This window comes from Qaidamihabitans albus, assembly GCF_016464705.1.
GTDB classification, from domain to species: domain Bacteria; phylum Actinomycetota; class Actinomycetes; order Mycobacteriales; family Pseudonocardiaceae; genus Qaidamihabitans; species Qaidamihabitans albus.
The window spans coordinates 1-15,997 of record NZ_JAEHOB010000029.1 but is presented as its reverse complement, the minus strand read 5'-3'; the positions used below and the strand labels follow the sequence as shown (position 1 = coordinate 15,997).

Sequence of the window (15,997 nt, the reverse complement as noted above, 5' to 3'; positions counted from 1 at the left end):
AGGCATTCTGGGTCAGTACCCCGGCTGGTTGCGCCGCGACATAACGGGCACCCGGAGGATCCAGTCGGGGCATACCGTCGCCGCGGGGACACAGGTTGCACCGGCGCGGGCATTCGGCGGGCGGGGCGGTCACGTGACTGCGTTCTGCGGCCAGTAACCGTTCTTGAGGCGTCGTTTGAAGAGCTTGCCCGAGTCCTCTCGTGGCAACTCGTCCTCGAAGACGACGACCCTCGGCACCTTGTACTTGGCGAGCCTGCTACGGACCGCGTCACGGACGTCTTGCTCGGTGAGCTGGGCGCCCTCCATCAGTTCGACATGCGCAGCGAGGGCCTCCCCCATCTCCCTGTCGGGGATCCCGAACACCGCCACGTCCTTCACTCCGTCGAGAGTGAGCAAGCTCGCCTCGATCTCGGCGGGGTAGATGTTCACACCGCCGGAAATCACCATGTCGTTCAGCCGGTCGGTGAGGTAGAGGTAGCCATCCTCGTCAACACGGCCGACGTCGCCGACAGTGATGAACCCGTCGGATCCGTCAATATCTCGGCGCTTGGCGTCGTTGTTGAGGTAGGTGAAGTCTGGCCAGACCGAAGGCGAGCGGCCGTAGATGATGCCGGCTTCTCCCACGGGCACCTGCTCGAGGTCGGGTCCCATGATACGGAGGGCCGCATCCAGAACCGGCCTTCCGACCGTACCGGGGTGGGACAGCCACTCCTCGCTCGTGCACTTGACCCACGGGCCGCCCTCGGACCCTCCGTAATACTCCGAGACGATGGGGCCGACCCAGTCGATCATCGCACGTTTGACGTCCGGTGGACACGGCTGCGCCGAGTGGACAACCTCCCTGAGCGAGGAGATGTCGTACTTTTCACGCACCTCCTCCGGCAGCCGGAGCAGGCGGAGGAACATAGTGGGGACGAGCTGGACCACGTCGACCCTGTGCGTCTCGACGACCCGCAGGAACTCTTCGGGGTCGAACTTGGGGAGAATCACGATATTCATGCCAAGGGCGGCAGCGAAGGTCAGGTTGACGTTCGGCGCCGAGTGGTACAACGGCGCCGGCATCACGGTGGTCAGGCCTGGGGCGAGACCGAGGAGGTCGGCCAGGAACGCGGCGAGCTCACCGGCCGCCTCGGTCGGGACCGGCTCTCGCACGATACCTTTCGCGAGCCCGGTAGTGCCCGAGGTGTAGATGACCGCCATCGGTGGGGTGCTGCTGACCTCGACCAAGGGCTTCCCCTTGTCGATGCAGTCCGAGAGCACCGGGTAGCGCCCCGTCAACTGTACGTCATCCAGGCCGTAGGCCTGTCGGACCTCATCCGGCACGGCGGCCTCGATGATCTGCATGCCTTCGGGCTTCTGCGTCTCGACTGCAGGGACCAAGTCCGTGTGGACAACCGCGACCTTCGATCCGGAGTCGCTGAGAATGTGCTTGAGGTCGTCGCCAGTCCAGTGCCAGTTCACCGGCACCGGCACGGCGCCGACAGCTCCCGCCGCGAGGTTGACCTCCAGGAACGCAATCTCATTGCGCATGACGATGGCGTAGCGGTCACCGTGCTTGACACCCAACTCCCGTAGCGTCCCGGCGAACGTCAAGGCACGCTCCTTGACCTCGGACAAAGTCTTCACGCGCTCACCGGAGCGAACAAACGGGTCGATCATGGGTGAACCTTTCGTTCAAGACTTCTTCCTGCATGCGATGACGACGTGTCGAGGGACGCCACCTCTCGCTTCCCTTGGTGAACCTTCATATACATCACCTCAAGGGGGCATGAGAAGTCGGCGCTTCTACCCTTGCTGAGAGCGCTAGTGAACCACAGAAGAGATGGAGGCCACAAGAGTCGTGGTTATCAGTCGTTTACTTGCCAGCGAAGGGATCGTCGTGTCAACTTCATAGGGAGCGGGAGACGACCCCGAAACACCGTTCCGCCGTCGTCTCCCAAACCAGCCAACACTGACTGGTTTGCGAACGACCGCGGACACCTCCCTGACCGTCCGTCGCCAGAAGCCGCTCCGGCCTCCGGCGTACGCTGACCCGACTAGGACCGCAGCATGAAGATCTCCGACACCGTTGCTCTCGTCACCGGCGGCAGCTCCGGGCTCGGCCGTGCCACCGTCGAGGCGCTCGTCGCCAACGGCGGCAAGGTCGTCATCCTGGATCTCCCCGACTCCGCGGGTGAGATGATCGCGAAGGAACTGGGTGACGCGGTGCGGTTCGCACCGGGCGACGTTCGAAGCGGAGACGACGTCGCGGCTGCCATCGAGACTGCCGAGCAACTCGGTGATCTACGCGTCGTCGTCAACTGCGCCGGCACGGGCAACGCCATCAAGACGGTGGGTAAGGATCTGGCACCGTACCCGTTGGAGGACTTCCAACGGATCATCGACATCAACCTCGTAGGCACCTTCAACGTCATCCGCCTCGCAGCCGCTCACATGGCCGGGCACCACCCGGTCGGAGAGGAACGCGGCGTGGTCATCAACACGGCCTCGATCGCCGCTTTCGACGGCCAAATCGGCCAGGCAGCCTACACCGCCTCTAAGGGCGGTGTCGTCGGGATGACGCTGCCCGTCGCCCGCGACCTGGCGAGTCTGGGCATTCGCATGGTCACGATCGCTCCCGGGCTCTTCGACACCGCGCTTCTGGCCTCGTTGCCCGAGGCGGCCCGTCTCTCGCTGGGCCAGCAGGTGCCGCACCCGTCCCGTCTCGGAAACCCGGCCGAGTACGCCGCGCTCGCGACGCACGTCATGGAGAACCCGATGCTGAACGGCGAAACCATCCGCCTCGACGGCGCCATCCGAATGGCCCCGCGATGAGCGGCGCGAAGTCTCTCAACCTCCGCGCCGGGTTCTACACCGAGGACCACGAGGCGTACCGCGCATCGATGCGCGAGTTCGTGCGCCGCGAGGTCGAGCCCCACTACCTCGCATGGGAGGAAGCCCGGCTGGTGCCACGTGACGCCTGGCTCGCGGCAGGTGAGGTCGGGGCCCTCGGACTGTCGGTGCCCGATGAGTTCGGCGGAAGCGGCGAATCAGACTTCCGCTACCCGATGGTGGTCGCCGAGGAGCTGGCCAAGGTCGGCGCGACGTCGTACTGCCTCAGCATCCGGCTGCAGGACGACATTGTGCTGCCGTACTTCCTCGAACTGTGCAGGGACGACCAGAAGCAGCGCTGGCTGCCCGGCATGGCCTCGGGCGAGCTGATCGCGGCGATCGCGATGACGGAGCCCGGAGCGGGCAGTGACCTACGCGGCATCCGCACGAGCGCGGTGCGTGACGGGGACGGATGGGTGCTCAACGGCCAGAAGACCTTTATCACGAACGGCATCAATGCCGACGTGGTCATCGTCTTCGCTCGCACGGACCCCGGTGCCGGATCGCACGGGTTCACGCTCTTCGTCGTCGAGCGCGACGTCGCCGGCTTCACCCGCGGTCGCAAGCTCGACAAGGTCGGCATCGCGGGGCAAGACACGGCAGAACTCTTCTTCAGTGACGTCCGTCTGGGGCCTGAGAATGTTCTCGGCGAGGTGGGTGAGGGCATGATCCACCTCCTCCAGCGGCTCCCGAAGGAGCGCTTGTCCTTGGCCGCGCAGGCGCTCGCGAGCGCCGAGGCGGCGCTGCGCTGGACCCAGGACTACGTGTTCGAACGTACGGCATTCGGCCAACGTGTCGGTGACCTACAGGCCACCCGTTTCGAGCTCGCCGACCTCGCGACCGAGGTAGACGTGAGTCGCGCCTACCTCCAGAACGCGGTGATCGCCCTCAACGAGGGCACCCTGACAACCGCCGAGGCCTCGAAGGCCAAGTTGTGGTCCACGGAAATGCAGGTGCGGGTGACATCCCGGTGCCTCCAACTCTTCGGCGGGTACGGGTACATGAACGAGTACCCCATCGCCAGGGCCTATCGCGACTGCCGCGTCCAGACCATCTACGGGGGCACCAGCCAGATCATGAAGGAGATCATCGGCCGCGACATCGCAGAACGGTACTCCTCCTACGGTCAGTGAGGGGCATTCTTGACACCCGCCGCCACGCTCACGAGATGCCCCCAGACACCGCGCGGCGCCGCGTGGGGCCCAGCATGCCGCTGGGCCCCACGCGGTCGCTCGAGCAGGTCTCGTGGCGCGCGAGCTAACGGTGGCGGTAACGCCTGCTGCAGACGAAGCTGTCGGCGTCAGCGATGTCCCGGTGGCCGAGATGCCTGGCGACGAGCGGGTACATGCACAGCGGCCGGGTCATGCCGGGGACCGCGCCCTGGCCCTGCGCCACGCCGAGTAGTTGCCGAGGGGCCTTGCGGTGCTCTACCCAGTTCACCAGCGCCCCCAGCGCGCTCCCGGGGCTCGGGACCGCGCCGGTATAGCCAGCAGGCATCAGGCCCGGGTGGGGGTGACCCAGGATGAGCCGGTCGTGCCCGCCGCCGGAAGCCAGGAAGAGCCGAGCGAATCGGCGCACCTCGTTGGTGCCGCCGCTCTCGCGGGTCAGTCGGTCGTAGTAGGCGATGGTGCCCTCCACCGGGATGCCGGTGTCGGCGGTCCCCATCGTGATGACCATCTTGCCTCCGGCGGCCCGGAACGCCGAGAGGTCGGCGTCCGACGCCCCGACCAGCTCGTCCCACATCTTCACCGACTTCTCGAAGATCTTGGCGAACGACGCGTACGTGATGTCCCGCCAGTCGAAGTCCGGATCCTGCAGCACCCAGCGCGTGACCCACACCAGGCCGTCCTCGCGCGGCACGGGGATGAGTGTCCCATTCTCAGTTGTCGTTGCGGCCATCCGGAACAACGGCGTCCCGGGAAGCGGGCCATGCCACAAGAACTGGCCATCAGGTCGACGAGGGCCTGCCCAGATCTTGTTGATGATCCGAGCCTCCCGCAGGGTGACCAGCCCGGTCTGGACCAAGGACCGTGCCTCGAAATCGCAGGCCTGCCAGTGGGAGACGATCGCGTCCACAACGCCGTCGCGGCCGTCGCACGCGTCGATCACCCGGTCGTTCACCGCCTGGAAGGTCGACTGGGGGATAAGGTGGTCCTCCTCGTTCATCACGACATGCGGCCAGAGCACTGCCGGGAGCAGCCGGGCCAGGTCGAGGGCTGGCCAGAACACCGCGATCCCGTCGTAGTCCTTCGGGTAGCGCTGCGCCTCCATCATCGCCTGCCGGCCGCCGGCCGAACCGCCCTGGAAGTAGGAGTAGGTCGGTCCGACGCCGTAGAACGCGGTAATCACCTGCTTGGCCGACACCGCCGTCTGGTGGATCGCAACATGCCCCCAGTTGTTGATGGCGGGCAGGTCCAGGTTGTTGTCGGCGTCGAGCGCGAACTCACCTTGGTTACCTGGAACCCCGCCGTCAGTGTTCGCCGTTGCGTACCCGGCCGCCAGCGCACACGGCTCATACCCGCCACCGCCGCCCCAGCTGCACGGACTGTCCGGCCCGCCCGCCGACCAGCCTGCACCGCCGGTGCCGAGGAAGCGGCCGTTCCACGTCGTAGCGGGGAGAAACACCCCGACCCGGAACGACTCATCCGACGAGGGGTCGGTCACCTTGAGCTGGACGTCGCAGTACTCGGGCACCGCCTCGGTGGCCTCGACGAGCACTGCGCCGGTCACTGTCCTGCCGGGCAGGTCCAAGTCCACGAGGCTCTCGCACGAGCGAACGGGCTTCCCCCTTCCCTGCGCGCCAAACTCGCTCGCGTCGCTGCTGGCAACCGGGACCGCGAGCAGGCCGGCAGCCGTCACCGCTCCCACCAACCCCGTAACGGCCATTCGAATCCGCACCCGCGCCTGCCGACCCCGGCCACGGGACCGCAGCCAGTGCCGGCCACTCGATCTGTTGATCATCCGCTTCCTCCAGTACCACCTGTGACGTCGCTGCACCAGCAAGCCCGAGCCCCGGCGCACGAGGGAAACCTCCACCTCGGCTCGGGTAGTCCGCTGACTTGTCAGCACAAGCCGGATCAGAATGCATCGGCAATCAATGAGTGAAGAGCGTTATGGTCTCCCATTCCCGCGGAGGGACTGGCACCATGTCCTCGCCAACGTCGATGCGCACGACGCCTACCTCGCCTGGGAATCTGTTCATAGGGTATGACGGGTACTCATCGGTCACGCGCGTCTGGCGGTCCACTCCTATGTCCAACGTTTCGTCAACTGAGAAGCTGACCGGAGTTGTTTGATCCAACCTACCTTCTTGAACCTGTCCCCCATCGACGGCAAGGACGGCCTTGCCGCCCTTGCCGATACCTCCCCCATCGTAATAGAACCTCATTTGCAACCTGTGCCTGCCGGGCATGAGAGCCTGGTCAGATCGGATGTACGTGGTCCGCACTCCGCAAAGGTTATGGCAATAGGTGAGGCGGCCCTCTCTCAAGTAGAGTGACCAGCCGCCAAAGCGACCCCCTTGCGCCACGATGACCCCATCGGTGTCTCGGTCGTCGACTACAACGTCCGCGGTCACGCAGAATGAAGTGTTCTTGACATTTGGCGCTACAGCCTCTTGCAGGCCATCCATATGCGGTCGAAGTTCTACCGATCCCCGGCAACCGAAGACGTCTCGGCGCCCAGCGATCTTCGGATCCAAGCGCTCTCCGTATCGGTCGTCGATAGGGAGTACGTCGTGGCGAGCGGCTTCGATGACGAACAGTTGCTGAAGTTTGGCCAATTGATCTGGGTAGAGATCCGCCACGTCTCTCGACTGCGTCCAGTCGCTGTTTGTGTCGTACAGTTCCCACTCGTCGTCCGCCAGCTCTGGCAAGTGGGTCCCGTCCCCGCGCAGTGACCATGGTGTCCGGTGCTTGGTGACGGCAGTCCAGCCGTTATGGTAAATGCCGCGGTTTCCACATAGCTCAAAATACTGGGTCGTATGCCGTTCCGCTGCGTCTGCATCGTCGAAGGTGTATCCGAAAGACACACCTTCCATCGGCTTCTGCGTCACGCCGTCTACCTGCCACGGCTCGGGCAATCCCGCCGCCTCGAGGATCGTCGGCGCGACGTCGATACAGTGGGCCCACTGGTGTCTCACCTCACCGGCGGCGGTGACACGGCTAGGCCAGTGAACGATCAGTCCATTACGAGTCCCGCCGTAGTGTGATGCGACCTGCTTGGTCCACTGATATGGCGTATCCATTGCCAGGGCCCAGCCAACGGGGTAGGACGGACTGGAACCCGGCCCGCCGAGTTCATCCAGAGCCTCGAGACTTTGCTCCGCAGCCTCGGGCAGGCCGTTGATACGCGCCGCCATGTTGAAAGTTCCCTCAAGACCGCCGCTCGGGGATGCACCATTGTCACCCAGGACATAAAGGACCAAGGTCTCATTCAACTGGCCCAAGCGGTCGAGCGCGTCGATCAGGCGGCCCGTTTGAAAGTCGGCGTGCTCCACAAACGCGGCGTAGATCTCCATATGACGCTCCGCACTAGCCTTTTGCGTCTCGTCGAGATCGTCCCATTTCGGAACGCCAGGTGACCAAGGAGCCAACTCGGCATCTTGCGGGACCACGCCAAGAGCCTTCTGTCGAGCCAATGTCTGCTCACGCTGTTTGGTCCAACCGTGCGAAAACTCCCCCCGATACCTGTCGCGCCACTCTTGCGGTACGTGATAGGGCGCATGCGCAGCACCAAAACTCAAGTAGCAGAACCATGGGCTGCCTGGATCCACCGTGCTGACAGCATCGATCCATCGAATCGACTGATCAACGAGATCTTCCGACAGATGGTACCCCTGCTCTGGCGTCTTCGGCTGGTCAATCCTGGTGACGCCATCGACCAAGTTCGGTGAAAACTGGTTTGTTTCGGCGCCGAAGAAACCGTAGAACTTCTCGAATCCTTCACCAGTCGGCCAACGTTCGAACGGCCCAGCAGCCGTGGTTTCCCAGATCGGCGTTTGATGCATTTTCCCGAATGCCGCCGTCTTATAGCCGTTGCCTCGCAGTATTCTTGCGATCGTAGCGGCTGAGTCCGGTCGTATTGACGTGTAGCCCGGAGCTGCGGTCGCGAGTTCTGGCAATCCGCCCATGCCAACGCTGTGGTGGTTTCGGCCCGTCAACAGAGCTGCTCGCGTCGGTGCGCACAGGGCGGTTGTGTGGAAGCGTGAGTACCGGAGTCCACCCGACGCGAGCCGATCGGCCGTAGGCATGCGGCACGGGCCACCGAACGGCAAGGGAGCGCCGAATCCCATGTCATCCATCAAGATGAGAAGGACGTTTGGGGCCCCGCCGGGAGGACGCGTCGGCTCGGGCGCGCGGTGAGGCGGCTTCTGATCTTGAACGTGCTCAGCCGGCGTTCGGTTCTCGGCTGCGTTACGGAGTGGAAGGACGGTTCTGTCCATTGTGAGCCTTTCCAGAGGAATCGATCAGCCGGGCGCGCTGCAGCGAAACGTGTCCTTAGGTGTCGAGTGCCGCGCCGAGTCGGACCTCCTCGGTCCAGCGATGTCCGCGACCCGGTGTTTGCTGGAAGCGTTCGAGATTGACCGCCCGCGCCGCACCTATCAGCTTCGCCGTGTAGTCCGATGCCGGATCCTGGAGGACCTCGGCCGTGGGACCAGCTTCGGCGATCTGACCGTCCTTCAGAACCACGATCTGCTCGCACAGCCGGCTCACCACCGCCAAGTCATGGGAGACGACGACGAGTGTGAGATTCAGACTTCGGCGCAAGTCGAGCAGTAGATTGATCACCTGGGCCTGCACAGAAACGTCGAGTGCGCTGGTCGGCTCATCAGCATAGAGCACGTCCGGCTCCACCGAGAGTGCGCGCGCGATGGCGACGCGCTGCATTTGACCGCCAGAAAGCTGACGGGGATAACGAGCTAGTACGCTGCTGCCCAGGCCCACTTTCTGTAGCGCCGCGATGAGTTCTTCGTCAGCAGGTGTACGACACTCGATGGCGCGGATCGGCTCTGCGAGTGAGCGGCCGAGGCGCATCCGCGGATCAAAGGAGTTCGCTGGACTCTGGAACACCATCTGATTGCGCTTCCGGAACTCTCGGGGTGAACCGCTCAGCCATTCGGCTGTCTCTTGGTCGAAGAAGCGAGCCGAGCCCGATCCCGGCTGCAACAACCCACACATCAGTCGTACCAGTGTCGATTTCCCCGATCCGGACTCTCCGACGAGACCTACCGCTCCGCCCGGCTGGACTTGAAGGTCAATTCCTTGCAGCGTCCAGCGACTCTTATCTGACCGGCGTGCGGTGTTATATCGGAAGTGCACGTCAGCGAGTTCAAGTGCGGATGTCATGGAGGTCTGCCTCTCGCATGTGCGCTGGGTTCCAACACGTGAATGTGTGATCATCCGATGTCGTTGTTGCGGGCGGCCGCTCGGCACAGCGGTCGATCGCGTGCGTACAACGGTCGCGGAACCCGCAGCCTTCTGGGAACTGCCCGAACTCGGGCACTGAACCCGGGATGGCGTCGAGTGGTCGCCCGATCAGTTCGGCTCTTTCGGTGGGTCCGGTGAGCCAGGGGCTGGCTGCGATCAGTGCCTCGGTGTAGCGGTGGTGCGATCGCTCAAGCACGCTCCGCGCCGTTCCGGTCTCGACGAGGCGCCCGCCGTACATGACCGCGACTCGCTCACTCACCCTGCGGACGACTCCGAGATCATGGCTTACGAACAGAAGAGCCATTCGGCGCGTGGTACTCAACTCGAGGAGGAGGTCGAGGATGCCCTCCTGTACGGTGACATCGAGAGCTGTGGTTGGCTCGTCCGCGATCAGCAACTTCGGCCTTGACGCGATCGCGACGGCAATCAGGGTTCGCTGCCGCTGTCCCCCGGACAGCTGGTGGGGATAGCGCCGCGTCACCCCTTCGACGCCGCTGAGGCCGACTTGGTCCACCAGTTCAACGACCCGGGAGCGGATCTCGGCTCCCGAGATCGGTCGATTGCCGAGGCGGACCGCTTCGGCAATCTGACGGCCGATCCGCATCATGGGGTTCAATGCTCGCAACGGATCCTGAAATACAACGCCGATCTCGGCCCCACGGATGCGCGCCATGCTACGGTCCGCACGCCCTACGAGCTCCCTCCCGTCCAGCTGTACCGATCCGTTGACGCGAATCTCGGGTGCCAGCAGCCCCGCAATGCTCATAGCCGTTAGTGTCTTTCCCGACCCGGACTCCCCGACCAGACCGAGGCGCCCCCCGGCCGGAACATCGAGTGCGTCAACGTGGACGACGCGATCCGTGCCGATCTGGATGGCAAGGTCGCGAATGCTCAGCGTCATCGTGCCACCGCCTTCGCCTTCTGCTGAGGGTCGAACCAGGTGCGCATGCCATCGCCGACCAGGTTGTATGCCAACACGGTCAACGTAATGGCCAGACCCGGGTAGATCATGAGGTGCGGTGCGTCTTGGATAAACGGCTGGCCCTCGTAGAGCATGCGCCCCCAGGAAGGTGTCGGGCGCTGGGCGCCCACGCCGAGATAGGACAACGCGGCCTCCACGTTGATCGCCAAACTGAACATGATCGTGACCTGTACGATGATCAGCGACCTGATGTTCGGCAACACATGCCGCATCAGCACGAACCATCGGGACCGACCGTAGGCGTAGGCCGCTTCGACGTAGTCATACGCCAGAATCTGTCGGGCCGGTCCGATCATCAGGCGGGCCAGGATCGGCACGAACCAGACAGCGATTGCGGCCATGGCGGCGACGTTCCCAGGACCGATCGCCGTCGCCAGCACCAGTGCGACCAAGATCCCCGGCAACGCAACGCCCAAGTCGACGACTCGACTCATCACGAACTGCCATCGTGATGAGCCCGCCACTACCAGAAGGCCGAGCGCCAGACCCGGGATGAGGGCAGCGAGGGTGGCCACGACGCTCACCATGAGTGAGTTCCGAGCTCCCGACATGATCTGAGTCAGGACGTCTCGTCCCAAGCGGTCGGTCCCCAGAATGTGCCCCTCGCTTCCGGGCGGCGCGAGTCGGGCAGCAACGTCGATTCCCTCAGAACTGGACGGTGTCCAGACCAACGAAACCAAGGCCATGCCCACGAAGACTGACAGGAGTGCGGCACCGACCCTGAGGGCAACCGGCAGGCGCCGGCGATTGCCGCTCCGTGTCGCCGAATCAGACATGGGAAGCCTCGCGCTCTGCGTCCCGAATCCGCGGATCCAACAACCCGTAGCTAATGTCCATGAGAAAATTCAGGCATAGGATGATGAGGAGAATCACGAACACGGTCGACTGGACGACCAGCACCTCGCGGCTGCCGATCGCTGAAACGACCAAGTCTCCGAGCCCCGGCAGCGAGAATACCCGCTCGATCACGACAGTGCCTGCAATCAGCACGCCCAGCTGCATGACGCCGACGGTCACGAGGGAGATCGACGCATTCCTGATACCGTGCACGCCGATCGCCCCGTGTAAAGTGCGACCCTTGGCGCGGGCCGTCCGCATGAAGTCCTCTTCCAGCACGTCCAACATCGCGGAACGCACGTATCTGGTGAAGATCGCAGTGAGCGGGATGGACAATGCAAGGACCGGCATTAGCAAACTCCGCACCGCTCCCCACAGGCTTTCTGTCCATGGCACGTATTCCCCTGACGGCAGCCAGCCGAGCTGGATCGAGAAAACGCTGATCATCATCAGGCCCACCCAGAAGGTCGGGACGGCTAGACCCAGCTGGGTGGCAGCACTCACCAGACCGCCTCGTCTCCTGTGGGCATTGATGGCCGAGTAGGAGCCGAAGAAGAGTGCCAGTGCCGCCGCGATGACCATCGCGAAGAACGCCAGCGACAACGTGACACCTATCCTGTTTCCGATCACCTCGGCGATGTCGTAACGCAATCCGTACGAACGCCCAAGATCGCCTTGTGCGAACCCGGCCAGCCAGTCGAGATACTGAACGGCCCACGGTCGGTCGAGACCCAGTTCAGCTCCCAGGGCTGCGACGGAAGCCGGATCGGCCGAAACCCCCAGGATGCTCGTCGCGATGTCTCCGCCCAGGGCCCGCAGCAGGAGAAAGATCACCAGCGAGCCGCCCAGTGCCGACAGCACCAGCGTCACAGTCGAGCGGAGCAGCAGCCTCAACATGCAACCATCTCCACACCTTCGAGCGCGTCGCCGAACGACCGTGTCGCAGGCGCTGGTCGAGTGGCCGTCGCTGGACGGAAGGCAGAGGTCCTCCGAGCCGCGCTCAGTTCGACGACGCCCACCGCATGCCCCGTAGATCGATCTCGGAGTGGCTGGAGAAGGATTCGATGCCATCAAGATCACTGCGATGCAGGATCTCCTCCGATATATTGGCAATTGGGATGACGTAAGCGCGGTTCGAAAGCTCCTCCGACGCCTCGCGACGCAGACTCGCCCATTCCTCCGTGTCAGAGGCTCGGTCAGCCTCGTCGAGCAAGGTGTCGAAGTCGCGGTTGCAGTCGCCCGTAAAGAATCCGCTCGGACACACCCAGGCATCGGTCTTTTGCGTGCCGGCGATCTGTGTGAGCTGGTACTCGCGGTTCGCCACCACGCTTTCGGCGTACGAAGCGATGTCCATGGGCACAAGGTCGAGGGTGATGCCTACGGCTTTCAACTGATCCGCGAGGATTTGCACCGAGTCCAGGTAGATACCGCTGTTGAGATAGGGAAAGTTCAACGTCAGGTCAGAGATCCCGGCGTCATCCAGCAGTTCGCGTGCTCGGTCTGGATCGTAGGGATAGGGGCAGTCGCCCTCCTTCCACTTGTTCATGGGCGGAAGATCATGGAAACAAGTCGCCTCCTGTCGTCCGGCGTAGGCGCCGTCGATTATCGCCTTCCGATCGATCGCATGGGCGATCGCCTGGCGAACGCGCTCATCCTTGAATGCTTCCACGTCTGCGTTCAAGGACAGGTACGTGACGCGACTGACCTCTGGCATCGTCACGTCGAAACCGTCCTGGCCACTGACTGAGTCGACTCTCAGCATCCCGTCACCTGCGAGCGCCGCTACCATGTCGATGTCGCCCGCGCCGAGTGCACCAACAGAAGCGTTCTCATCTGTCATGAACCGGAACGTGGCCTTCGCGAAGTAGGGCTGTTCGCCCCAATGGTTGCTGTAGCGGGTGAGAGTGGCCTGGACTCCCGGCTGATCGGCTTCGAACTGGTAGGGGCCGGTGCCGACAGGGTGCGTCCCCAGTGTTTCGGCACCGTCGTTGGGGATCACCATCCCCGCCGGGCCAGTCATGCCTCGCAGGAACGATTGACTGGGTCGCTTGAGAGTGACCCGGACGTGCCGGTCATCGATCTTATCGATTGACTTTACGGCCTCGAAGGCCTGCGCCACGTCGCCGACCTCAGCAGTACGGTTGTACTTGAGGGAGTAAACGACGTCGTCGGCAGTCAGCGGCTCCCCATTGTGGAATGTGGCTTCGCGAATGGCGAAGTCGTAGGTCGTTCCGTCCTCGCTGACCGTGTAGGACCCAGCCAGCAGGGGCTCGATCGTACGGTCGGCCTTCAGCTCCAACAGCGGCTCGATCACGTTGAGCACGAGAACCTGCTTCGGACCGTTCGCAGGGTTCGCGATGTAGTCCCACGAGGCCACCTCGTTGGGCAACGCGATCACGATTTGGTCTCGCTGCTCTCGGGAACCACCGTTCCCACTGCTTCCCCCTGCGCCGCACGCTGACGCGGCCAGCACCGCAACCCCGACACCAATGGCTAGCCAGCTACGGTGCGGGCTGCTGCTCCGCCTCAATCGGGTCTCGTTCGTCACGCTTGTTCTCCTCTGGGATCGTCAAGCGGCCTCCGCAGGAGTCGATGTGTGACGCCTGTCATTGGCTCGCTGAACAGGCCTAGGTTAAGCGCACATAGACGAAGAAGTAAATAGGAATTCAGACGAACGTGACCCCTGAGGGTGGTCGGGCGAGCTGCCGGGACGCGCGGACGCGTCGTTCAACTGTCCTGCCTCGGTTTCGCGCTGGTCCAGTCTGCTGGCTGCACGACCTGGCCGACGAGCACCCTCACGGGCCGACGAACATGGGCCAGATCGTCACCCGGGTGTCGGCGGCGGGGCTCAAGGCTCCTCTGACCACGTTCGCCACCGTTACGGCGGCGCCGGTCATCGAGGCTAAACAACCCCGCCGCGGGTCACCAGGTCGCGCGTAGTGGCTGGTTGGCGACGCGCTGAAGTCGGCGGACGACTGCTCAACGAGGTCGACAAGATCCAGCTGGCCCCGGTGCGGGCAGACTCGGCGCAATATAGCCGAGGCCCCCGGCCGCACTGGCCGGCGCGACCGGGGCCTTGCTCACCGTCGGCTTTTGACAAGACAGCCATGAAGGCGATCGCCACCATCCCGAGGGCGCGTGGACCACGATCGAGCACATCGACACGGCTCGCGTGCGCCGAATCCCCGGCTCAACCGGACGAGCATCGGACAGCCAGCCAAGACACGCTCTTCGACGCGTGGCGCTTCGACGCCTTCTTGGCCATCGCCGATCCCACCGTCCTGGACACCGTTGCGACCGACAAGACCCGTCGCCACCACGATCATCGAGCCGGTCCACACGGGCCTGAAGGCCTCGGCGCCGGTGCGCCTGCCCTCAGCGTGTTGACCGCAAGCGACCCGCCGACCCTACTCCCAGCCCTAGCAGTACCGCTGCGCGACCGAGGACACCGAGTTGAACACCCGGAGCCAGAGGTCCGCCACCGCACCATGCCCGTCAGTTCCGCGGACCACGACCTCGCGGTCACGTGATCGTGGTCGGCCAATCGGTGAATCGAGGTTTAGGTTGGGCTGGCAGGGCATTGAGGCGCCCTCAGGGGGTGTCGCCCGGACCAGAGCGCCGCTTGACGCCGCGTTCGCCGGCTCACCTACAGGTCGAGCAGCCACTCGGAATTCAGCGTTTGCCGCCGGCCCGGTGGGCCCGCGCTCCGATGAGCTGGGCGACGGCCTGGCCATGGCACGATCAGCCGGCTAGGCCGATTCCTTACTCATGACCGCCACGCAGCGGAAACCAAGGTTGCCGCTGGAGCTGTCCGGGGTGTTCGCCGTGCGCGCGGCAACGCGGTAGCGGTTGCAGTACGAGGCGTGGCAGAGGTAAGAGCCGCCACGCATGCTGAGCGCGCCCTCTCTCGCGTCGAACCAGTCCGCGCACCACTCCCACACATTGCCCGACGTGTTGTACAGGCCGTACCCGTTCGGTTCGAATGCGTCCACCGGAGCGGTACCCGAGTATCCGTCCTCGGCCGTGTCCCGTACCGGGAACCTGCCTTGCCATATGTTGCACCGGTGCGCACCATCCGGTTTCAACTCGTCGCCCCATGGGTAACGGGCCTGGTCCAGGCCGCCCCGGGCGGCATACTCCCACTCCGCTTCGGTCGGCAGCCGACGCCCGGCCCAAGCGCAGAACGCGACAGCGTCGTGCCAGGACACGTGCACCACCGGATGGTCCCAACGGCCATCCAGGTCGCTACGCGTCCCCTCCGGTCGCCGCCAGAATGCGCCAGCAACGCCGCACCACCACGGCGTCTGCTCCGGCCTCGGCGACGACCTGCGCAGCTCGGCGGGCACGAACTTGGCGAACACGTAGCTCCAGCCGAATCGCTCCGCATCGGTCCGATATCCCGTGGCCTCCACGAACTCGGCGAACCGCTCGTTGGTCACGCAGTACGGGTCGATGGCCAAAGTGTCCATGCGCACCTCCCGCACCGGTCCCTCGGCGTCGTCGGGGAACCCGGCTGGGTCGTCGGCGCCCATCCGGAACGTCCCACCTGGCAGGACGATCATGCCGCCCAGGTCAGCCAACGCCGAGGTGACGACCTGCCGATCACCACCATGGCCATCGCCGACATCAGTACCGCGGTCACCATCGCCGCCCCGTCCAGGCACGCAACAACCAGACATCGTCACCTCCGCACGTCACCGACCGGCCAGCCCGCCGTCGCCCCGGATCATCGGGTCCGAGTCTGCCGCACCCACCCTCCGCATATAGCATCGGATCTGGCTTGGTATCGGTTAGTTCACGCTCGCGGTGATGTGGTCAGGTAGAGGCACTTCAAGGCTGGGTGGTTTCAACTGGCCAGCGCAACACCGGGTGGATTGTT

At 64.3% G+C, this 15,997-nt stretch carries 11 protein-coding genes; 2 read left to right on the top strand and 9 right to left on the bottom strand.

What is annotated here, in order from left to right:
• Positions 1-129: 129 nt before the first annotated feature.
• Positions 130-1,659 carry an AMP-binding protein gene (locus tag JAP66_RS30775; RefSeq protein ID WP_199435393.1) on the bottom strand — a complete coding sequence of 510 codons (1,530 nt, stop codon included), beginning with the start codon at positions 1,657-1,659 and terminating at the stop codon, positions 130-132.
• Between the two features lie 390 nt (positions 1,660-2,049).
• On the opposite strand from JAP66_RS30775, the gene JAP66_RS30770 reads away from it, so the two are divergent.
• Entirely contained in the window at positions 2,050-2,814 is a 765-nt protein-coding gene (locus tag JAP66_RS30770) for a 3-hydroxyacyl-CoA dehydrogenase (RefSeq protein ID WP_199435392.1), read from the top strand.
• Positions 2,811-4,004: an acyl-CoA dehydrogenase family protein gene (locus tag JAP66_RS30765; protein ID WP_199435391.1), complete on the top strand. Its 1,194-nt coding sequence runs from the start codon at positions 2,811-2,813 to the stop codon at positions 4,002-4,004. Before JAP66_RS30770 ends, JAP66_RS30765 begins: the two co-directional genes overlap by 4 nt.
• 124 nt (positions 4,005-4,128) lie before the next feature.
• On the opposite strand, the gene JAP66_RS30760 is transcribed toward JAP66_RS30765, so the two are convergent.
• From JAP66_RS30760 to JAP66_RS30725, 8 genes are all read right to left on the bottom strand, one after another.
• Positions 4,129-5,628, bottom strand: a complete 1,500-nt coding sequence (locus JAP66_RS30760) for a tannase/feruloyl esterase family alpha/beta hydrolase (RefSeq protein ID WP_199435390.1) — start codon at positions 5,626-5,628, stop codon at positions 4,129-4,131.
• 337 nt (positions 5,629-5,965) lie between these two features.
• A complete protein-coding gene (locus tag JAP66_RS30755; protein WP_199435389.1) occupies positions 5,966-8,314 on the bottom strand; it encodes an arylsulfatase in 2,349 nt (782 codons plus the stop codon).
• 55 nt (positions 8,315-8,369) lie between these two features.
• Entirely contained in the window at positions 8,370-9,218 is an 849-nt protein-coding gene (locus tag JAP66_RS30750) for an ABC transporter ATP-binding protein (protein ID WP_199435388.1), read from the bottom strand.
• Positions 9,202-10,200 (bottom strand): ABC transporter ATP-binding protein, encoded by a 999-nt coding sequence (locus JAP66_RS30745; RefSeq protein ID WP_199435387.1) that lies wholly within the window; start codon positions 10,198-10,200, stop codon positions 9,202-9,204. The genes JAP66_RS30750 and JAP66_RS30745 overlap by 17 nt, the downstream gene beginning before the upstream one ends.
• Positions 10,197-10,796, bottom strand: a complete 600-nt coding sequence (locus tag JAP66_RS30740; RefSeq protein ID WP_199435386.1) for an ABC transporter permease — start codon at positions 10,794-10,796, stop codon at positions 10,197-10,199. Before JAP66_RS30740 ends, JAP66_RS30745 begins: the two co-directional genes overlap by 4 nt.
• A 253-nt stretch (positions 10,797-11,049) precedes the next feature.
• Positions 11,050-12,015: an ABC transporter permease gene (locus tag JAP66_RS30735; RefSeq protein ID WP_199435385.1), complete on the bottom strand. Its 966-nt coding sequence runs from the start codon at positions 12,013-12,015 to the stop codon at positions 11,050-11,052.
• A gap of 103 nt (positions 12,016-12,118) precedes the next feature.
• On the bottom strand, positions 12,119-13,666 hold the full coding sequence (locus JAP66_RS30730) for an ABC transporter substrate-binding protein (RefSeq protein WP_199435384.1): 1,548 nt from the start codon (positions 13,664-13,666) through the stop codon (positions 12,119-12,121).
• Positions 13,667-14,867: 1,201 nt separating this feature from the next.
• Complete coding sequence (locus tag JAP66_RS30725) at positions 14,868-15,797, bottom strand: formylglycine-generating enzyme family protein (RefSeq protein WP_443706221.1); 930 nt, start codon at positions 15,795-15,797, stop codon at positions 14,868-14,870.
• Positions 15,798-15,997 lie beyond the last annotated feature (200 nt).

Excerpts from the sequence above, each read along its gene's own strand:
- JAP66_RS30735 (WP_199435385.1), bottom strand. The coding sequence starts at position 12,015 with ATGTTGAGGCTGCTGCTCCGCTCGACTGTGACGCTGGTGCTGTCGGCA.
- JAP66_RS30745 (WP_199435387.1), bottom strand. The coding sequence starts at position 10,200 with ATGACGCTGAGCATTCGCGACCTTGCCATCCAGATCGGCACGGATCGC.
- JAP66_RS30770 (WP_199435392.1), top strand. The coding sequence starts at position 2,050 with ATGAAGATCTCCGACACCGTTGCTCTCGTCACCGGCGGCAGCTCCGGG.
- JAP66_RS30750 (WP_199435388.1), bottom strand. The coding sequence starts at position 9,218 with ATGACATCCGCACTTGAACTCGCTGACGTGCACTTCCGATATAACACC.
- JAP66_RS30765 (WP_199435391.1), top strand. The coding sequence starts at position 2,811 with ATGAGCGGCGCGAAGTCTCTCAACCTCCGCGCCGGGTTCTACACCGAG.
- JAP66_RS30775 (WP_199435393.1), bottom strand. The coding sequence starts at position 1,659 with ATGATCGACCCGTTTGTTCGCTCCGGTGAGCGCGTGAAGACTTTGTCC.
- JAP66_RS30755 (WP_199435389.1), bottom strand. The coding sequence starts at position 8,314 with ATGGACAGAACCGTCCTTCCACTCCGTAACGCAGCCGAGAACCGAACG.
- JAP66_RS30725 (WP_443706221.1), bottom strand. The coding sequence starts at position 15,797 with ATGTCTGGTTGTTGCGTGCCTGGACGGGGCGGCGATGGTGACCGCGGT.